The following is a 19,885-nucleotide window of genomic DNA, read 5'->3' as shown; positions in this document are numbered from 1 at the left end:
GTTAACATGAAAAAAAAGCCGCTTGACCTTTTCATGCTAATAAGTGCTTTATTGTGCAGTGCATAAAACAACAAATCCTCTCGCAATAAAAGCCTTTTTAAAAGAGCTGTATTTTGGAGCGCTAGCGCCTGCTTTACCGGATAATGCCTTGCGCGGCGCAACTTGGCCAAAAACATCAGGAAAGACGTATTTGCTGGCTGTTGGTAAGGCAGCCGCGCATATGGCGGCGGCGGTGTTGCCGCGCCTGCCGCAGGATATTGATGGCCTGATTGTTACGCGGCAGGGATATGGATTGGATGATTTTGCACCGCAGCATTTGCGGTTGATAGAGGCTTCTCACCCAGTGCCGGATGCTGAAGGCGCGCAAGCGGCCATTTTGGCGTTGCAGGCTGCGGACAATTTGCAAGAGGGCGATTTGCTGCTGGTATTGATGTCCGGCGGGGCCAGCGCGCTCATGCCCTGTCCGGCGGGTGGCCTTACATTGGCGGAGAAACAAAGCATCACACGGGCATTGCTGCATAGCGGCGCGCCGATTGGCAAGATGAACGTGGTGCGCAAACATCTCTCTGCCATTAAGGGCGGTCATCTGGCGGCGCGGGCATGGCCAGCAGCCACGCATATGATCGCCATTTCGGATATTCCCGGCGATGACCCAGCGATGATCGGTTCTGGCCCGACATTGCCGGATCCAGCAAGTTGCGCTGATACGCTGGCCATATTGGATGAATATGGCATAGCCGTTCCTGATACTATAGCCGCGCAGTTGCGCGATGGACGGCTGGAAACACCTAAGCCGGATGCGCAGGAAATGGCACGCACAACATGGGATTTGTGCGCTCGCCCGGCTGATATGTGCGCAGCGGCCTGCACCTTGGTGGCAGAGCATGGCTATGAGCCGATCATGCTAGGCGATGCTTTAGAGGGCGATGCACTGGCTCTGGGCCGTGACCATGCTGCGCAGGCGCTGAAGCTCAAAGCACAGGGGCGCAAAGCTGCGTTGATATCCGGCGGGGAGGCCACAGTAACCGTGCGCAACCGTCAGGGACGCGGTGGGCGGTGCACAGCCTATTTGCTGGCCTGTGCAATAGCGTTGCGCGATGCGCAGGGCATTAGCGGTTTTGCAGCCGATAGTGATGGCATTGATGGCTCTGAAGACAATGCAGGGGCCTTTCTCTGGCCCGGTATATTGGCGGCAATGGGCGGCACGCAACAGGCAAAGACTTATCTGGAAAATGAAAATAGCTATTTGGCATTCCAACAAGCAGAGGCGCTGCTCATGACCGGCTCGTCCGGCACCAATGTCAATGACCTGCGCGTGCTGCTTGTGGAGTGATCCGCTTTACATCGCGGAGCAAGGGGTTGCTGCAGCGCGTTAAAATTGCTCCAACAGTATTTTCGCTTGAGATTTGCCGCTTATCCAATGGTTTGCGAATCCGAAAGGAAGATGAACGGATTGGCCCAAACTTAACTACGGCTCAGGATTTCTTAGATGGTCCTATTGCGGTGCTAGAGGATTGGAGTTGAAAGGGAGAAGGACCACTACTCATAAAGCTGAGGCCTCGTTATGTTCGTTATCGTTCGGGAGAATTAGAGCAATTTGTTGCCAACGCCTCCTATCAATACACTGGTGAGGCGTTGCACCGGCTTAACCTTGCCGTTTCTTTCATCTATCTTTCATGACTGGGGGAGTGGCAGATCATATTTGCCCTTCATCACCATAATCATCTGTAATAAAATAAAATAATGGTGAGCCCTGCTGGGTTCGAACCAGCGACCTACTGATTAAAAGTCAGTTGCTCTACCGACTGAGCTAAGGGCCCGATGCCATAGGCACCAACGAAACGCAGAATCACGGTGTGTGCGTCTCTTAGGAGCGCCTCACCTAATGTCGGGGGGCGCATTGGTCAACCATTTTGCCATAGTTTTTGCAGATTGATGGCGAAAAACTTTATAATTACCTCTTGATGGTCTTTGACTATGTTCTTGGTTAGGCTTTTGGCAGGGCTTGGGTCCGGCCTTTACATCGCCAAAAGGCTGGCATTGCCGCCTGCTGCTGTTGTGTCGATTGAGACGGTGCGTTCTATCATATAGCGGGTCGGTGCATTGTGCGCAGAGAGCATGGGAATGATAGGGCCAGTGCGCAGCATGAGCTGTGCCGCCAGAGCGCCGCGATCATCATTATCGCACAAGATAGCGGCGATGCTGGTGTTGAGCCAATTGCTTGGGTCTTCTTCTGCGCCCGCATAGGTAATGAGCCCTTTGGTCGGCGCATGGCGGTCCAATGTTTCGGCCAGTGCATCAATGCCGGTAAATGGTCCGGGAGAGGCCAGAATGATAAGGGCATTGCCGGTTACCAATGTGAGGGCAACCTGCTTTTGCAACAGATAGTCGTCATCATCCTGCGCGCCGCCGGGCACACATAAAATCACGCCGCGTGGGCATAGGCGATAGCGGTTCTTTTCGCCGGTTGGGCCGGGAAGGGGGATTTCCCGGCCGGTAAAGCTGAGAATATCGGCCTGCACCTCGCCGATTGTCTGCGCAAAGCGGGGGTGAAGCGGGGCAATACTATTGACCGCCTGATCCAGAATATCAAACCTCTCAGCCGCGCTATGGCTATGGAAATGATCCTCCAATCGCTGCACCAAATCGGAAGCGGCCTTGGGGGCAGGGGGCGGGGCGGTGACGGCGCTTTGCTTCAGGATAGTCTCAACCGGCATTTCTGCGTGGCGGCTCATCCGGTGCAGGTAAAGCGGTCCGCCCGCTTTGGGGCCGGTTCCAGATAGCCCTTCGCCGCCAAAAGGTTGAACGCCGACAATGGCGCCAATCTGGTTGCGATTGACATAGAGGTTGCCGACTTTTGCGATGCTGGCAATATGCTCGACACGGTCATCAATACGGGTGTGCAGGCCCATTGTGAGGCCAAAGCCCAATGCATTGATGGCGGCCATCATGCTGTCCAGCTCATCTGCGGCGAAGCGCAATATGTGCAATATCGGCCCAAAGATTTCTTGCTCAACATCGGCAATTTTGTTGACCATAAAGGCGGTGGGCGGAACGAAATGCCCTTGTGGCAGGTCTGTAGGCAGCGGGGTTTGACCAATCACGGCAAAGCGGCTGCGCATCGCTGCGATATAATCCATTATCTTGGTTTGTGCGGCATTATCAACGACCGGACCGACATCCGTCGCGGCATCAGCCGGATTGCCGATGCGCAATTCGGCCATGGCCCCGTTCAGCATGTCGCAGAAATTATCGGCAATATCGTCTTGCACACAGATGATGCGGCATGCCGAGCAACGCTGGCCAGCGCTTTGAAAGGCAGAGGCGACGACATCGCTCACTGCTTGTTCCAATAATGCGGTGGAATCGACAATCATGGCATTGATGCCGCCCGTTTCTGCAATCAAGGGCACAAGGCCGCGGCCTGTTTCGCCAAGGCTAGCCGCAATGCGTTTGGCGGTGGCTGTGGAGCCGGTGAAGCAGACGCCATCTATGCCGGGATGTGCGGTTAATGCGGAGCCCAATGCAGCGCCATCACCGATCAGCAATTGCAGAGCATCTTTGGGGATACCGGCCTGATAGGCAAGGCGGGTTGCCTGCGCGGCAATAAGCGGTGTTTGCTCGGCGGGCTTGGCAATAACATTATTGCCCACGGCCAGAGCGGCGGTCACTTGACCCAGAAAAATCGCCAGCGGAAAGTTCCATGGCGAAATACAGGCCATTATGCCCAACGGCTGACGCGATGCAACTGACGGCGCTTGTGCCTGCACTGCATAATAGCGGCAAAAATCAACGGCCTCGCGGATCTCTGCAATTGCATCATTCAGGCCTTTGCCTGCTTCGCGCACGCATAGCTCCACCAAAGTGGCGGTCTCTTGCTCCAGCAAATCGGCTAGGCGGTTCAGGCATTGCGCCCGCTCGGCAGCCTCAGTTTGCGCCCAGTTCGCAGCGCTGGCGGCCTTAATGGCCTCAGCCACTATATCGGCCTCTGTGCCAGCTGCGGCGCGGTTTTCTATGCCGACACTGTCCTCAAAATTGGCAGGGTTGACAATATTGCGCTCTTCTCCGCTCTTGCTTGCGCCTGCGACCATATTGGCAGCGGCCCATATATTTTCTGATGAGCCATAGCCTTCATACAGCGCTTCCTGCGCGGACTGGCTGATATCGTCGCCTCTGGCAATTTTGCGGGTTTCCCCAAAACCGCTAGCGGCAATGCCATCGTCAAACCCGTCTGGCCCCAGAAAATCGCCATTTAAATGGTCAATAGGGGCAGGAATGCGTGGATTGGCGGCTTCCTCGTTTGCTAATATCTTGGCGATCGGGTCGCTGACAATCTCTTCGGCTGGAATATCCAGATCCATAAGCTGGTTCACAAAGGAGCTGTTCGCGCCATTTTCCAGCAAACGCCGCACCAGATAGGGCAGTAAGTCGCGGTGATTGCCAACCGGCGCATAAATGCGTGTCGGCACGCCATATTCTGTGCCCAGAGCCTGATGCAATGCCTGCCCCATGCCGTGCAGCCTTTGAAATTCAAATCCGGGGGTATTTTGCTGACCAGATTGTGATGGCACCTTCGACGGGGAGGGAGATGAGGCCATCATGGCAATGGCGCAGGCGGTATGGGCATTATGGGTGGCGAATTGCGGGTAAATGCAATCACGTGCATTCAACAAGGCACGGGCACATGCCAGATAGCTAAGATCGGTATTTTCCTTACGGGTGAAGACGGGATAGCTCTCCAACCCCATTTCCTGTGCGCGTTTAATCTCGCTATCCCAATAGGCCCCTTTGACCAGCCGGACGGCAATTTGACGGCCATGGCTGCGTGCCATATCTGCCAGCCATTGGATCAGCGGCATTGCGCGGCGCTGATAGGCCTGCACGACAATGCCAAGCCCGTCCCAATCGGCCAATTCTGACGCGGTCATCAGCGCATGGATAATCAAGATTTCGGTTTCCAGCCGGTCGGCTTCTTCCGCATCTATGGTCATTGCAATACCGGCAGCCTGTGCGGCTTTTGCCAATATCATCAAACGCTCTGTTAATGCAGGGACACAGACATCACGATGGGCATATTCATAACGCGGATGCAGCGCGGACAGCTTCACAGATATTCCAGGGCGGCGACTGGGCGCGTCATTTATGAAGCCCTGTTGCCCCAAATAGGTGATGGCATCACGATAGGCGGCAAAATAACGATCGGCATCTTTGGCCGTATGCGCCGCTTCGCCCAGCATATCATAGCTATGCGTGCTGCCATTGCTGCGTGCTTTTTTTGATCGTTTCACAGCATCGGCAATGGTGGTGCCCAGCACAAAATGCTCACCCATCATGCCCATCGCCTGTTCGACCGCGCCTTCAAGCACGCGGTCACCCAATTTGGCCAGCAGGTTGCGCGCAGCAACACCGCCAGATGCACTGATCCAGCCAGCAGAAAGGCGCAGGCCGTTGGTCGCCTGATTGACCAACCCATAAGGACTTTTGCCTGCGTGAAAGCCCCAATCGGCATCGCCCAGTTTATCGCGTACCAATATCCGCGCAGTGGAGAAGTCGGGCGTGCGTATCAATGATTCCGCCAGCCGCATAAGCGTTACGCCTTCGGCTGTGGAAAGCCCATATTGCTGCAACAAAGCATCGACCATATGTAGCTTATCGGCAGATTGACGCAGCCTGTTGACCAGCGTTTCAGCTGTATTGACCGCCATTTTGCGCTGGTTCTCATCCAGCTCCAGACTGCTCAACAGAGTGGAAACTACATCTGCTTCAGGGCGCAGATAGTCATTGCTAAGATCGGGAATGGCCATGGTGTCCGGCATGTGCATATCACTCATTACAAGAGGCGAAATCGTCAGTCCCCCATGCGCTTGGAATAGGCAAAAGAAAAGAGGAAAAGCGCGGGCCTGTTTTTCGCGTGAGTGCCTAGCTTTTGCTCAGCGGTTTTTTCAGTCGATGGTGTAATTGCCTGATGCGCAAGCCGGAAACCGGATCGCGCCATAACCCAGCAATTTGCGATACAGGTCCCAAAACAAAATCACGTTCCCGCATATGGCAATGCGGAATTGTAAGGCTAGAGGAGTGCCAAGACAAATCCGCTGCGCAAAATGCTTCTCGCCACAAAATAATGTCCAAATCAAGCGTCCTGCTGGTCCAACGCCGCCTATGACGAGTACCAAATTCGCTTTCCATGTTTTTTAGCCAGTCCAGCATTTCCAAAGGCTGTAAATCACTGGCAAGGATGATGGCGTTATTGGCATAGCTGCGCTGTGATGGACCTATGGGCCGGCTTTCTATAATGGAGGATTGACGCACAACCTTAGCCGGACCTTCATTTAGCCGCTGCATGGCGCGGACCAGAACCTGTCGCGGCAGGCCATGAACAGGGTGCCTGCGGTTAGAACCCATAGCAATCACGTAGAGATTGGGGAGATTAGCGAGATTGGCGTAATTGGCAAAATCATTGTCGGCATTCGGCATGATATTGTCGATATGCGCCATCAGGAAAATTGCCAACCACATTATTTGCCGCTGCTTATGGTTGCATTTCGCGGCATTTGACTCCATGAGTGCGCTCAGACAATGCTGCGCCGCAGCACAGGCAATATCTTGCTTTCACATTTTCATGAACTTTTGCCGTTTCACACGGCCTTTAAAAGGGTTGCCACTATGGCCATTCATCGCGATTTTAAAAGGGATTGGCTTACCAACCCACGTTCTGAATTTCTGGCCGGTTTGGTCGTTGCTCTGGCTCTGATCCCAGAGGCGATAGGCTTTTCCCTGATTGCGGGAGTTGACCCGCGTGTCGGTCTTTATGCCAGCTTCTCTATCGCAGTGATTATTGCGCTGGTCGGTGGTCGTCCCGGCATGATCTCGGCAGCGACAGCGGCGGTTGCTGTTCTGGTCGGCCCCTTGGTGCGGGAATATGGTGTTGAATATCTTTTCGCCGCGACGATTTTGATGGGTATCTTCCAGGCCATTGCCGGACTGCTCCGGCTTGATTTGTTGATGCGTTTTGTTTCGCGCTCAGTCATTACCGGCTTTGTCAATGCTTTGGCGATTTTGATCTTTATGGCGCAATTGCCGCAATTAACCGGCGATGCACTTAATCTGCCAACCTATCTCATGGTCGCGGCTGGTCTCGCTATCATTTATGGCTTGCCTTATATCACCAAAGCCGTGCCATCGCCGCTGGTGGCGATCGTGTTGATCTCAGCTATTGCCATCTATTATGGCATTGATGTCAACACAGTGGGAGAGGAAGGCGCGCTGCCCGATAGCTTGCCGGTTTTCCACATTCCGCAAATCCCCATCACTTGGGAAACTTTGGTGATTATCGCGCCTTATTCGCTCGCCATGGCAGCGGTGGGCCTGTTGGAGTCGCTACTGACCGCAGGCATTGTCGATGATATGACCGAAACACGCAGTGACAAAAAGTTGGAAACATATGGTCAGGGCATTGCCAACTTTGTAACTGGTTTTCTGGGTGGCATGGGCGGCTGCGCGATGATTGGGCAGTCGGTTATCAATATCAAATCGGGCGGTCGGCATCGGCTCTCGACCTTTGTTGCTGGTGTCATGTTGCTTATATTGATTGTTGCCTTGGGACAGTGGGTGGCGTTGATCCCCATGCCTGCATTGGTGGCGATTATGATTTTCGTCTCCATCAGTACATTTCGCTGGCAGAGTTTTCTGGAAATTCGCGAGCACCCCCTGCCGTCAAATATTGTGATGATTGCGACGGTTGCCGTGGTGGTCTGGACGCATGACCTGTCAATGGGCGTGCTGACTGGTGTGCTGCTCTCCGGTATTTTCTTCGCATATAAAGTGCGCCAATTGGTGCGTATGGATGTGCGGGTTGAAGGACGCACCCATTTTTATGATTTTGGCGGAGAGATTTTCTTCGGCTCGGTCGATCTGATGTATGAAGCGATGGAGTTTAACGAGGACAATATCGATAAGGTGGTTATTGACGTCCATAATGCGCACTTTTGGGATATTTCCGCTATTGGCATGTTGGAAAAAATCGTCGCACGTTTGCAGAAAGAGGGCAAAGAGGTTGAGATTATCGGCTTAAACCAAGCCAGCGCCTCAATGGTGGAACGCTTTAGTGACCATGAAAAACCCTTTGAGAGTCTGGGCGTGGTTGGGCACTAAACCCCATTTTCTCATTCATCCATAAACGCCAATCGATATATCCATAAACGTCATTCCGGACTTGATCCGGAATCCAGAGAAACACACATATTCACTCATGGCACTGGATTCCGGATCAAGTCCGGAATGACGGTGGGGGCTGCCGTGCCTTTACGCGGTCTTTTACGATCCATCCCATAGGCCGCGGCGGTTTTTCTTGTGGGGGTGCGCATCAGCTACTAGGTTCCCCGCATATTTCAGGTCCGAATAAGGAACAACCATGACCCAGATCACTTTGCACCATCTTGAATATTCCCGCTCAACCCGCATCATTTGGCTGCTGGAAGAAATGGGCATTGCCTATGATATGGTGCGTCATAGCCGTGATGCGGTGACCTTTCGTTCTCCCGAAGCATTAGCCCAAGTGCACCCACTGGCCAAAGCGCCGACGGTTATTGTCGATGGGGAAACCATGGTGGAATCGGGCGCGATCATTGAATATTTGATTGAGCGTTTTGGCTCTGGAGGCAAATTTGCCCCTGCGCCGGGCGATGCTGATCGTGCGCGCTATCTGGAGTGGCTGCATTTTGCAGAGGGAACAATGAGCATGTCGGTCATACTCTCTGCTCTTGCCCCGCGTTTTGGTGGGCTGGGCGATGTGCTGACACCCTTTATCCATGGCGAGGTGGTGAAGTTGCTGAGCTATGCCAATGATGCTGTGTCTGGACGTGACTTTTTGGTTGGCGATGGCCTGACAGGCGCTGATATTAACCTGTGCTATTTGCTGGAGGTGGCCACGGCGGCGCAGCTGATTGGCGACTATCCTGAGCTTGGCCGCTATCTTGCCAAGATGCAGGAACGTCCAGCGTATAAAAAGTCGCTCGAATTGGGCGGCCCCATTGTTTTTGCGCCAGCCGCATAAGTTTTTGACAGGCTGATCCGTGCGGACAATATTATTGCTCATATTGGCGCTGCTGGCTTTTGCCGGTAACTCGCTGCTTAATCGTGAGGCTTTGGCCAGCGGGGCGATTGATTGGGGCAATTTTACGGGCACCCGGCTGGGTTCGGGTGCTCTATTTCTGATCGTGCTATATGTTATACAGAATCGCAGATGGCCGATGCCGCGCCGTGATGCGGGTATTTCCGGCATGGTCATGCCTGCCGCCTTATTTGTTTATGCCGCGTGTTTTTCATGGGCATATCTTGAACTCAGCGCGGCAACCGGCGCGTTGATTTTGTTCGCCTTTGTCCAGATTACCATGCAGGGTTTGGCGATTGCCACTGGCACGCGGCCTGGCCCGTTAGAATGGACCGGGCTCATCATGGCGATGGGCGGTTTGGTCTGGCTGCTATTGCCCGGATTGGCCGCGCCGCCTTTATGGTCTGCTATGGCTATGGCCATGTCTGGCGCTGCTTGGGGCGTTTATAGCTGGCTAGGCCGCGGCGCAGATGACCCGCTGCGGATTACGGCCCGCAATTTCCTGCTGGCCGTGCCATTGGCGCTTGGCTTTCTGTTCCTGACCAGCTTTCCCGTACATGTCAGCGCTTATGGCGTTGTGCTCGCCATTGCTTCTGGTGCGATTACATCCGGCCTTGGTTATGCCATATGGTATGCTGTGCTGCCGCATATCAGCGTTACCAATGCAGGGGTGGCGCAATTGTCCGTGCCAGCTATTGCGGCATTGGGGGGCGTAGTGTTGCTGGATGAAGCACTGACATTGCGCTTAGCGATCGGCGGACTGGTTATCTTGCTAGGTATCGGCCTAACGATATTTGCGGGCCGCACTGCATTAGCCAAAAAGTAAAAACGGCAATCAGGCACCAATAGCGTCACGGACAACAGCAACACCCTGTTCGCGCTGGCGTTTTAATTCCTGTTTCAGCTTGGCTGGATCTTCGGCAATGATGAAGCCAAAGCTGACGCCGCCCTCTTTACCAATGGTTGCGTGGTGCAGCTTATGTGCTTGCACCAGACGCTTGGCATAGCCCTTTTTGGGCACCCATTTGAAATAGCGCTGATGCACCAATCCATCATGGATGAGCGTGTAAATCGCGCCGTAAATCATAACGCCAATGCCGATATAGGTTGCGGGTGGAAAGGCCCATTCGCCTAGTAAAAGGCGGCTGCCCCATAAGAACATTGAGATGCTGATCACAGCGCCGACAACACCAAATAAATCATTTTTCTCCAGCACATTGTCATGCGGTTCATGATGGTCACGGTGCCAGGCCCAGCCCCAGCCATGCATGATATATTTGTGGCTCCACCAAGCCACAAATTCCATGGCAGCGACGGAGGCCAGAACAATCAAAATATTTATGACAATTTGCATAAGCCATAAATAGTCGCAGAACGCAGCTTAGAAAAGCGGAAAATATGCAATGTCTGATGCGTATTGCGGGAAATCGTTACGCAGCAATATTGACGAACCCATTTCTGGCTCCGATATGTCGGTTAGCAAATTAAAGGATCATCAATGACAGACAAAACCCCAAAGCAAGATGAGACTGCCGAAAATACAGCGGATTCTCCGGCTACAGATACCTCAGAATCAGGCAAATGGTCGACCGGCGCCAAAGTTGGTGCGGCTGTCGGTTCTGCGGCCTTATTAGGCGCACTGCTCTATGCGGGCCGCTATGCCATGAAGACCAAGGTTGAACCGCAATCACCATCTGGCAGCGAACCAAAACCACCTGTGCCGCCTTCTGGTGAACAATTTGAGAGTGATTGATTTAGGTCTGGCTTTAGCCACTGCTTGACCGCTCCCGCCATTAGGATATGGCGTTTTTAGAAAATCATATTCCGGCAACAGGAGAGAATATATGCGCGCTTTGCAATCGCATCAGCCAGGTGGACCCGAAACTTTGACAATTAATGAGGTGGATGCACCCGAAGTTGGCAAAGGTGAGCTGTTGCTGGACGTTAAAGCATGTGCGATCAATTTTCCCGATGCGCTGATCATTCAGGATTTATACCAGATGCGCCCGCAACGGCCTTTTGCGCCGGGCAGTGAAGTTGCCGGCATTGTCGAAGCTGTGGGTGAGGGCGTTACCGATTATGCACCGGGTGACCGCGTCATTGCGGGCGTCGGTTTTGGCGGGCTGGTTGAGAAGATCACAGTCCCGGCTGCTGCGGTATATCGTTTGCCGGAACAATTCTCTTTTGAAGAGGGTGCATCTTTGTTGATGACATATGGCACGTCCATCCATGCGCTGAAAGACCGTGGCCATATCAAAGCTGGTGAGACATTGCTGGTGCTTGGTGCGGCAGGCGGCGTTGGTCTGGCAGCGGTTGAATTGGGCAAAGCCTATGGCGCGCGTGTCATTGCCGCGGTTTCAAGTGAAGAAAAAGCTGAGATGGCAAAGGCCAGCGGTGCGGATGCGACAGTTATTTATGAACGTCAGCCATTTGACAAAGCGCAGTCCAAAGCGCTGAGCCAACAATTCAAAGAAGCCGTTGGGCCAAATGGCGCAGACATTATCTATGACGCTGTTGGCGGCGATTATAGCGAACCGGCGGTTCGCTCCATTGCGTGGGAAGGGCGCTTTCTTGTCGTCGGTTTTCCCGCTGGCATCGCGAAATTACCGCTTAATTTGACCTTGCTGAAAAGCTGTGATGTTTGCGGCGTATTCTGGGGCGCGTTCACTGCACGTGAACCAAAACGCAATGCCGAAAATATTGCGGAGCTGTTTGACCTTTGGAAGCAAGGCAAGATTAGTCCTAAAATCTCAGAGACATTCAGCTTTGAGGATGCACCAAAAGCCATTGCCAAATTGGCTGACCGTAAGGCACTGGGCAAATTGGTGGTAAAAATCTGATCTGGCCCGTTGCCAGTGCTTGCGCGGTTTTGGCAGGCAAACTATGTTTCATTATATTAGCTGACGATCAACAGTCAGATGTTAGAAGGATTTGTGCATGACCGGTTTTAACGAGCGTGAAAAAGCATTTGAAAACAAGATGGCGCGTGATGAGGAAGTTGAATTTCGCATTACCGCTCGACGTAACAAATTGGTGGGCCAATGGGCCGCTGCAAAGATGAAACTGACTGCGGAAGAAACCGATGCTTATGCAAAATCGGTTGTGCAGGCAGATTTTGAAGAAGCAGGTGATGAAGATGTGATCCGCAAATTATTGGGCGATCTCACATCCGCCGGTGTTGATGTGGACGATGCCGCAGTGCGCGCTGCTCTGGAAGAGCATATGATTGAAGCGCGCCGTCAGTTCACTCAGGAAAATAGCTGAGTTTTCATGCTTGCCGCAAAGTCGCGGCATACCCAAAGAAAGCCTATATTATGCCAATGGCAGCAGAAGATATTAAAAGTATGATTGTCGCCGCCATTCCTGACGCGCAAGTGACGATAACCGATCTTGCAGGGGATGGAGATCATTATGCTGCCCATGTTGTCGCAGAGAGTTTTCGCGGTGTCAGCAGGGTAAACCAGCATAAGGCCGTTTATGCGGCGCTGGGTGGCCGGATGGGCGGAGTGCTTCATGCCTTGCAACTCACAACCGCACTTCCCACTTCATAGACAACACAGCAAAAAGGAATTTTATGATGTCAGACGATATCAACCAGAAGATCGGCAATATGGTCGCCGGTAATGACGTAGTGTTGTTTATGAAGGGCACACCGCTCTTCCCGCAATGCGGTTTCTCCAGCCGGGCAGTGGCCATTTTGGACCATTTGGCCGTTGAATATGAAAGCGTTGATGTATTGCAGGATATGGATGTCCGCCAAGGCATTAAGACCTTCTCTGATTGGCCAACCATTCCTCAGCTTTATGTCAAAGGCGAATTTGTTGGCGGTTCTGATATTATGATGGAAATGTTCGAGGCTGGTGAGCTGGCAACATTGATGGATGAAAAGCAGGTCGCCAAGGCTGACCAAGCCTAATATCTGACGTTAATATTATACTGCAATTTGGGCGGCATCTTTCCCTGATAGATGCCGCAACCACAAAAAAGCCGCGCCTTCTGTCGGGAAGGGCGCGGCTTTATTATTGAAGTGCAGAATTAACGGAACAATATCTGCGCTTCGAAACTCTTGGGGGCGGCGTAAGAGACCAAAAATACGGCCAACCCCCTATGATGACTGCGACCAGACCATGCAGTTGCTGTGTAATAAGCATGGTCTGTGCCAGTTTTTCGGGTTGATAGTTTTTCAATCACTTAGATGGTTAATGGCGGCGTAACTTTTGCGCCCTTGTAAAATTTACCGACGATTTTGCTGCGATATGCAAAATCGTGTAAGATTTTTGCCAACATTTTCGCACTTTGCAATCGCACTATATGTTTCGGGAATGTATCAACATACTGCTTCCAAACCATATTTGCGCATCTTTTCGATCAATGTGGTCCGCTTCAGGCTGAGCAAGCGTGCTGCCTCTGTAATAATGCCATCGGCCTTGGACAGTGCGTTGCAAATGCTGTCTTGCTCAAACTTCTCAATCATGTTTTTCAAATTGATTGGCTCGTCATAATGGGGCTTTTCTGCATATAATGGTGCAGATGGGCTGGGCATGTGTGACGGAGCAAAATCCTGACGATTATCATAGGCCGCAATATTGGCCTCTGCCTGAACCGGCAAAATGAGAGGATGTAGCCCTAGCAACATGCCGATATCCTGACCTGAAATGATGCGATTGCCGAACATGATAGCAGCGCGCTCTGTAAAGTTGCGCAATTCACGGATATTGCCTGGCCAATCATAAGCCTGTAAATAGCGTATGGCGCTTTCACCAAAGCGAGCGCGGTTGCTAGCCGGCACATGTTTTTGGAAATGTGCGATCAGCGCAGGAATATCTTCCACCCGTTCAGCCAGAGACGGCACCCGCAATATCACTACGCCCAGACGAAAGAAGAGGTCGGCGCGAAATCTGTTATCTGCAATGGCGATGTCGATATCCTGATGGGTGGCAGACACCACTCTGACATCAACCGATCGTGGGGTGTTGCTGCCTATGCGTGTGATGATATTGTCTTCCAATACCCGCAGTAATTTCACCTGTATATCGCAGCGCATATCACCAATTTCATCAAGAAATAATGTGCCTGTATCGGCTTGCTCAAATCGGCCTATTCGCTGTTTCAGGGCACCTGTAAAGGCGCCGCGTTCATGCCCAAACAATTCGGACTCAACCAATTCGCTGGGTATCGCACCGCAATTCAGCGCAACAAAAGGGGCGGATTGCCGGTTGCTGGCATTGTGGAGGGCATGGGCGACAAGCTCCTTGCCCGATCCAGAGGGGCCGCAGATCAACACAGAGGCGTCAGATGCCCCTATTCTGGTGATCATGTTGCGCAGCGCCTGCACGGCGGGACTATCTCCGATAATCTTCTGTGCATTTGCTATCGTCTTATCAACGTCATTTTGCGAGCTATGTGTCATTGTCTGATCCCTCTTCATTCAGTGACGGTGTGAGAGAAAGATCAATGATTATGGTAAATAGAAAGTTAATATCGTTTACTTACAGATACTTATGTAGGCAATAACTCCATTTTGGAGGGGAGTTTTGCGTGACTGACCAATATCTTACAGCGGCAAACGATAATTATATCCAAAATGGAGGAAAGCTGAAAAGCGCTTAAAATGGCCTTTTCCAGCCCAAAAAACTAAAGAATAACCGCATGGTGACGTATGGCTAATCAACACAAAATATAATGTCGCCCTACATTTCCAGACTTGCTCTGCCGTGGAGAATTTTGCTGATGCGCAATTGTGCAAAACTATTTGCTATAAAAAAGACAGCAATTGCGACGAATGAAGGCGACGGCAAAATGGAAACGGAAATCATGTCTCCTCATAATTCCTTCGGGTCGCCCATTGAAGGCAAAGATGCAAGCCGCGTCAATAAGCCTGTCAGCATCAAGGAACGCCAAGGCCTGCGTGCGCAGCAATTGGCAGAGCTAGGCACGCATATGGATCTGATAAAGATTACCCGGATCAAAAAGCAATTGGCTGAAGGTGAGTATAATATCTCACCCGATCTCATTGCTCTGCACCTGCTGGATGACTCTGCCGGTCAATAGTTTTGCAGTTCATATAAGTGCGTCAAATATTTGGCGTGACAATGGTTTTACCCTGTCAAAACCCTGACTTTGGCACCCTTAATATGGTAAATAACCATTAAAAACATATGGTTAATTTTTCTGGCACGCTGATTGCAGTTTCGTTGTCCTATTGATGGGAGAACGAAGATGAAGCATGAATTTTTTGCTGGGAACGTAACCAATAAACCTCAAGCCCCGGCTTTTGCACGCGACAAGTTGCTGGCGGAATATACGCCATTGGTGCGCCGTATCGCATGGCATGTCCATGGCCGCATGTCGCAGACAATCGAAATTGAAGATTTAATCCAGATCGGGCTGATGGCTTTGATAGAAGCTAGTCGCGGTTTTGAAGATCGCGGCATTGATTTCAAGCATTATGCCAGTGTGCGGGTGCGCGGCGCGATGATTGATAATCTGCGCAGAGAGGCCCGCATGTCGCGCGGCAACATGGCCAACCGGCGCAAATTGGTGGCGACACGCAAATTGCTGGAAGATGCGCAGGGCCATGCTGCGAGTGACGAGCAAATGGCCCGTGAGATTGGCATATCACTGCCCGAATATCATGCCTTGGTGTCTGCCACCGCTTCGGAGCGAGTGGAGTCATTGGACGATGTTTATTCCGATCACGCCATGTGGTTTGCCGATCAGGCGGAAAGTGCGGACACGTTGGTAGAAAAAAGCCAATTGATGAAGGAATTGAGCGCCAACATAAAACAGTTGGCAGAAAGGGAGGCACTTATCCTGCAACTCTATTTTGTTGAAGAAATGAATTTGGAAGAGATAGGCGCAACATTGGGCATTGGTGCGGCGCGTGTTTGCCAGATTAAAAAGGCGGCACTTGCCAAGCTGCGCGTGAAAATGTCTGCCTAAAGCCAGTAACCGCAGTCTGAGAGCTTCAGGCTGCGGCCAATAATGATACTGACCAAATAAAAACGGCAGGCTGTGTGGGAAACAGCCTGCCGTATTGGGAAAGTTGATAAGGCAAGGACCAGGTAGCCAGATCAACGCATGGAGTTATCTTGATCGTTCACCATATATGCCGTGCAAGGGGAAGGTGGCACATGGGATGTTCAATCCGGACAAGCATAAGAACGACAGCCCCGCAAAGATGTTTAGGACAATTTTGCAAAAAAGATGAAATAGCGAATATTGTTCTCAACCGGCGCTTGCCAGCCTTTCCCCAATGGCACATAGATTTGGCATGACAGACACATCCCAAAGAACGGACCCTATTACCGGCAAGCCATTGGTCACTCCTACAGCTGCGGCTACGATTATCGTGGTGAATGATGTCGAAAATGGACCACCTGAATTGCTGATGGTTGAGCGGTCGGGCAAAATGGCCTTTGCTGCTGGTGCTGCTGTCTTTCCCGGCGGCAGGATTGACCAAGGGGATTATATCCTGGCCAAGCGCTATCTTGAGCGTGATGCTGATGATGCGCTGCAAGATGAAGCTTTGGAGGATATGGCCGCGCGTATCGGGGCCATTCGTGAAACTGTTGAGGAAGCAAGCTATCCCGTTGCGATGCATGAACCGGCCAGCAGTGAGGCGATTGCCGCTATTCGTGCCGAGGCGGGCCGTGATAGCAATTTTGCCGCCAATGTTGATGCATTCGGGTTGCAGTTACAGCCCGATGCGCTGACCTATTTTGCTCGCTGGCGCCCACCATTTAACGAGGCGCGAGTGTTTGACACGCGCTTCTATCTGGCCAAGGCGACACTGGGCAAAGAGATGGCCAAAGTGGATGATACAGAGAACCGCACATTGTTCTGGGCCAGCGCGCAGCAAGTGCTGGACCGCGCAGATAATGATGAATTAAAAATCATCTTCCCGACGCGGCGCAACCTTGAAAAGATTGCGCAATGCGCCAGCTATGCCGAGCTGGTCGACCATGCCAGACATTATCCGGCGCAGCTTATCATCCCCTTTATAGAGGAACGCGGCGGCGAGAAGCATTTGTGCGTGCCTGATGATCTGGGCTATCCGGTAACCTCAGAACCTATTGGCAAAGCGCTGCGGGGTTAAGCCGAGCAGCTTGCGCCGCCCAATACGCAGAAGCGCGCGCAATGCGGGTGGTTTAGTTTGACGCTCTGTGATGCTTCTTTGAGCGTCTGGCCCATATCAAATTGTGGATCATAGGGCAGTAATGTGCATGCCGCGACCGTGGGTTTATCTGCGCCCTTATGCTTTACCACCATGCGGCTGAACGCACACATGATGCTGTCCGGAGCGACATTCAATATATCCCAACAGGCCGTGGTGATCTCGGCAATATCGGCCTGATCGTCCATTTCGGGAAACTGCATGAACTGGTCAATATTATCTGTATCGAGCCGCAGATTTTCACGGTCAAACAGCGCTTGAAAACCGGCCCGCGCATCGGCATCGCTTTCGTCCGCCAGATGCCGCCCGGCAACCGCAATTGCAAAGCCATTATCGGATAGCCATTTCAGCCCAGATATGGCTTTGTCCCAGCTATTGGCCCCGCGCTCACCCTCATGCACCGTCTGGCTGTGATGGTCCAGGCTGACGCGAATGGTCAGTCGGTGGCCATATTGCGCCTTGATCGCCAGCAGTGCATCCTCATGCCGCCGCATCGGGCGCATGGCATTGCTCAGCACCAGCACCTTAAACCCGCGCTCTAGGCAGGTTTCGATAATCGCGATCATATCGGGGTTCATAAATGGCTCACCGCCGGTAAAGGCAATCTCCTCGGTGGGCAGATTATCGGCACGTATTTCGTCCAGATAGGCCACAACCTCATCATGGCGAATATAGACCAAAGCATCATTGGTCGGGCTGCTCTCAATATAACAGGATGCACAGGCCAGATTGCACAATGTACCAGTGTTGATCCACAAAGTGGTCAATCCAGTCATATAGATAGAAGCGCGCGCCTCCCCCTTAGCCGTAACATCAGGGTCTTGAAACTTAGCAGGGTCCAGTCGTGGGGCCTGTGCCAATGCAAAAGGGCTGATAATATCAGCATTTTTTGCCCGGGTCTTATCGTTGATTTGCGTAGCGATGGGGTTTCTGCCTGTTTCGTGATTCACTGTTTTGTTACAGCTAACAGGGTTCGCTGTCGCTTTCTACGCATAAGTGCAGGGCTTTAGAGTGACCGCTGGCTGCGTCGCGATATTGAGGCGGCTTAGCGGAAAATTTGTACAATTGCGCGTGCCGATCAGCGAAAATAATAAGCTGGTGGCCTATACTGAACCTTTTATCGAATTAAATGAAACGCAGTTTCAGCGCGGCGGCTTGAGCGTTTGGCGCAATTTTATCGGCGTCTCCATCCCCTTGGCAGAGGGTATTGATATGGTTCCCGGTTACCTCAACCAAGCGGTGTTCCGCGACGGCGCAGATCGCATTGACCATATCGCCAATGTAAATATTTTCTTCAACCTTTAGGGCGTTAGTTTTTACTGGCAATTGCATATCTGTTTTCGCAAAGAGTCCTTGGTATCTTTTTCTGCCTAATAAGAAAGTCGTTTGTGATCTTGGTTTTGGTCATAAATGTCAGCACGCCAATTGCCGAAAGGGGAAGCAGTCTGTGCGGCCTCTGATGTCGTAAATTGGGGGTGGAAGTGGGCGCTAACGCCGTACTCGAAATGGGTGCCGAGGGTTTTCCCGAATGAATGCTTCGACGTCCCTAAGACGCTCAGGGTATGGTTCTGGATCGACATCTCGCCAGCGAGTGTTAGACATAAAACGAAAGCCAGCTCTCCAAAGCATTTCGACCTTTTTCCATTGCTCTTTGTCCGACTTTTTTGGTGCCTTGAAAGCCCTTCCCATAGGATTGGCTGGGCCTCCGCACTCGGGACAAGTCGCCGTGCTATCTTCAGATAGCTTCCACGATTTCCGACAGTCAAAACAAGCATGAGCCATTAGGTAGTCCGGCCCTCGATGTAATGGAGGGTCACTTGGACCCGACACAATGCGGTTGCCAGTCTCTTTTCGGATTTCCATCCGCATAGCTTTGGTGGAGGTATCGCTCATAGCGGCGAGACTAACTGTCTATTCCAGTTTCTGCAAATGAGTTTTACTGACGCCTGAGAGTATGTCTGAAGCAGTGATTATGCTGGTGGAACCAGATTCCGGTGGGGTGGAATATGTAGGGCCTGTTTTCGGTTAGGTTTTTCAGCCACAGGGTGGAAAGTGGGCGTTAACATGCTATGATTGGCGCATGGGCAGTTTATACAGATCGGCGGCATCAATCGCTTTTTTCGGAGATGATCTTGATCCTTCAAAGATAACCAAGCGGCTAGGTAGGCCAAGTGTAAGTGTTCAAAAAGGCGGCACTTGGGTGACCAAAACAGGTGTTGAAAAAGTCGCTCGCACTGGCTCTTGGCGACTGGAGACTGAGCGCTGCGAACCAGCCGACTTGGATGGTCAACTCAATACACTTTTGGATCAGCTATCGAACGACCTTCCTGCTTGGCGCGCTTTCGCTACGCAGTTCAGAGGAAGAGCGTTCTGCGGACTGTTTCTTGACGAAAGCAATGAGGGGCTAACTCTAAGACCTGAAACGCTTGCCCGACTTGGCGAGCGAGGCCTTTTACTTGACCTCGATATTTATGGATAAGATATCCCGGATTAGTGCCCGCAACTGGGCCGTGAGCCGTCATAGAGGGGCGGCGGCGCAATCGTGTCCGCTATCAATGCTTGCATTTCCAGCGGCCGATAGTCGCATAATTACTCAGTAG

19 protein-coding genes and 1 tRNA gene are annotated in these 19,885 nt (G+C 52.0%); 14 read left to right on the top strand and 6 right to left on the bottom strand.

Annotated features, from left to right (window positions below; genetic code table 11):
* The first annotated feature begins 58 nt into the window (after positions 1-58).
* Positions 59-1,333 (top strand): glycerate kinase type-2 family protein, encoded by a 1,275-nt coding sequence (locus ACR9YC_RS09880; RefSeq protein ID WP_438727025.1) that lies wholly within the window; start codon positions 59-61, stop codon positions 1,331-1,333.
* A 411-nt stretch (positions 1,334-1,744) separates the two neighbouring features.
* On the opposite strand, the gene ACR9YC_RS09875 is transcribed toward ACR9YC_RS09880, so the two are convergent.
* The 3 genes from ACR9YC_RS09875 to folK all read right to left on the bottom strand — a co-directional run bounded on the left by ACR9YC_RS09875 (position 1,745) and on the right by folK (position 6,516).
* Positions 1,745-1,820: transfer RNA gene (locus tag ACR9YC_RS09875), tRNA-Lys, on the bottom strand.
* Between the two features lie 198 nt (positions 1,821-2,018).
* Complete coding sequence (putA, locus tag ACR9YC_RS09870) at positions 2,019-5,831, bottom strand: bifunctional proline dehydrogenase/L-glutamate gamma-semialdehyde dehydrogenase PutA (protein WP_438727023.1); 3,813 nt, start codon at positions 5,829-5,831, stop codon at positions 2,019-2,021.
* An 88-nt stretch (positions 5,832-5,919) separates the two neighbouring features.
* Complete coding sequence (folK, locus tag ACR9YC_RS09865; protein WP_438727020.1) at positions 5,920-6,516, bottom strand: 2-amino-4-hydroxy-6-hydroxymethyldihydropteridine diphosphokinase; 597 nt, start codon at positions 6,514-6,516, stop codon at positions 5,920-5,922.
* A gap of 147 nt (positions 6,517-6,663) precedes the next feature.
* Here folK and ACR9YC_RS09860 point away from each other — a divergent pair, with 147 nt between their 5' ends.
* From ACR9YC_RS09860 to ACR9YC_RS09850, 3 genes are all read left to right on the top strand, one after another.
* On the top strand, positions 6,664-8,151 hold the full coding sequence (locus ACR9YC_RS09860) for a SulP family inorganic anion transporter (RefSeq protein WP_438727018.1): 1,488 nt from the start codon (positions 6,664-6,666) through the stop codon (positions 8,149-8,151).
* Positions 8,152-8,410: 259 nt separating this feature from the next.
* Entirely contained in the window at positions 8,411-9,052 is a 642-nt protein-coding gene (locus ACR9YC_RS09855; protein WP_438727015.1) for a glutathione S-transferase family protein, read from the top strand.
* 19 nt (positions 9,053-9,071) lie between these two features.
* Positions 9,072-9,935, top strand: coding sequence for a DMT family transporter (locus ACR9YC_RS09850; RefSeq protein WP_438727013.1), 864 nt, complete (start codon positions 9,072-9,074; stop codon positions 9,933-9,935).
* A gap of 9 nt (positions 9,936-9,944) precedes the next feature.
* Here the strand turns inward: ACR9YC_RS09850 and ACR9YC_RS09845 are convergent, their stop codons facing one another.
* Positions 9,945-10,463, bottom strand: a complete 519-nt coding sequence (locus ACR9YC_RS09845) for a sterol desaturase family protein (RefSeq protein WP_438727010.1) — start codon at positions 10,461-10,463, stop codon at positions 9,945-9,947.
* 144 nt (positions 10,464-10,607) lie between these two features.
* On the opposite strand from ACR9YC_RS09845, the gene ACR9YC_RS09840 reads away from it, so the two are divergent.
* The 5 genes from ACR9YC_RS09840 (at position 10,608) to grxD (ending at position 13,025) form a co-directional block, all read left to right on the top strand.
* Positions 10,608-10,862: a hypothetical protein gene (locus ACR9YC_RS09840; protein ID WP_438727008.1), complete on the top strand. Its 255-nt coding sequence runs from the start codon at positions 10,608-10,610 to the stop codon at positions 10,860-10,862.
* 91 nt (positions 10,863-10,953) lie between these two features.
* A complete protein-coding gene (locus ACR9YC_RS09835) occupies positions 10,954-11,949 on the top strand; it encodes an NADPH:quinone oxidoreductase family protein (RefSeq protein WP_438727005.1) in 996 nt (331 codons plus the stop codon).
* Positions 11,950-12,046: 97 nt separating this feature from the next.
* A complete protein-coding gene (locus ACR9YC_RS09830) occupies positions 12,047-12,373 on the top strand; it encodes a DUF1476 domain-containing protein (protein ID WP_438727003.1) in 327 nt (108 codons plus the stop codon).
* Positions 12,374-12,423: 50 nt separating this feature from the next.
* Positions 12,424-12,660, top strand: coding sequence for a BolA/IbaG family iron-sulfur metabolism protein (locus tag ACR9YC_RS09825; RefSeq protein WP_438727001.1), 237 nt, complete (start codon positions 12,424-12,426; stop codon positions 12,658-12,660).
* Between the two features lie 26 nt (positions 12,661-12,686).
* Positions 12,687-13,025 (top strand): Grx4 family monothiol glutaredoxin, encoded by a 339-nt coding sequence (grxD, locus tag ACR9YC_RS09820; RefSeq protein ID WP_438731743.1) that lies wholly within the window; start codon positions 12,687-12,689, stop codon positions 13,023-13,025.
* A gap of 411 nt (positions 13,026-13,436) precedes the next feature.
* Here grxD and ACR9YC_RS09815 read toward each other — a convergent pair whose 3' ends face one another.
* On the bottom strand, positions 13,437-14,519 hold the full coding sequence (locus ACR9YC_RS09815; RefSeq protein ID WP_438726999.1) for a sigma-54 interaction domain-containing protein: 1,083 nt from the start codon (positions 14,517-14,519) through the stop codon (positions 13,437-13,439).
* A gap of 404 nt (positions 14,520-14,923) precedes the next feature.
* Between ACR9YC_RS09815 and ACR9YC_RS09810 the strand changes: the two genes are divergently transcribed.
* From ACR9YC_RS09810 to ACR9YC_RS09800, 3 genes are all read left to right on the top strand, one after another.
* Positions 14,924-15,160: a flagellar biosynthesis anti-sigma factor FlgM gene (locus tag ACR9YC_RS09810; RefSeq protein ID WP_438726996.1), complete on the top strand. Its 237-nt coding sequence runs from the start codon at positions 14,924-14,926 to the stop codon at positions 15,158-15,160.
* Positions 15,161-15,328: 168 nt separating this feature from the next.
* Positions 15,329-16,051 carry a FliA/WhiG family RNA polymerase sigma factor gene (locus ACR9YC_RS09805; protein WP_438726994.1) on the top strand — a complete coding sequence of 241 codons (723 nt, stop codon included), beginning with the start codon at positions 15,329-15,331 and terminating at the stop codon, positions 16,049-16,051.
* Positions 16,052-16,382: 331 nt separating this feature from the next.
* On the top strand, positions 16,383-17,207 hold the full coding sequence (locus tag ACR9YC_RS09800; protein ID WP_438726992.1) for an NUDIX hydrolase: 825 nt from the start codon (positions 16,383-16,385) through the stop codon (positions 17,205-17,207).
* Here ACR9YC_RS09800 and ACR9YC_RS09795 read toward each other — a convergent pair.
* Positions 17,204-18,235, bottom strand: coding sequence for a radical SAM protein (locus ACR9YC_RS09795; protein ID WP_438726990.1), 1,032 nt, complete (start codon positions 18,233-18,235; stop codon positions 17,204-17,206). The two genes, ACR9YC_RS09800 and ACR9YC_RS09795, sit on opposite strands and share 4 nt — an antisense overlap.
* A 61-nt stretch (positions 18,236-18,296) precedes the next feature.
* Between ACR9YC_RS09795 and ACR9YC_RS09790 the strand changes: the two genes are divergently transcribed.
* Both ACR9YC_RS09790 and ACR9YC_RS09785 read left to right on the top strand, forming a co-directional pair.
* Positions 18,297-18,590, top strand: coding sequence for a DUF2490 domain-containing protein (locus ACR9YC_RS09790; protein ID WP_438726987.1), 294 nt, complete (start codon positions 18,297-18,299; stop codon positions 18,588-18,590).
* Positions 18,591-19,365: 775 nt separating this feature from the next.
* Positions 19,366-19,764: a DUF4279 domain-containing protein gene (locus ACR9YC_RS09785; protein ID WP_438726984.1), complete on the top strand. Its 399-nt coding sequence runs from the start codon at positions 19,366-19,368 to the stop codon at positions 19,762-19,764.
* The last annotated feature ends 121 nt before the right edge of the window (positions 19,765-19,885 follow it).

This window comes from Parasphingorhabdus sp. DH2-15 (genome assembly GCF_051668705.1).
Taxonomy (GTDB): Bacteria; Pseudomonadota; Alphaproteobacteria; order Sphingomonadales; family Sphingomonadaceae; genus Alterisphingorhabdus.
This window is presented reverse-complemented; position numbering and strand designations above follow the sequence as displayed.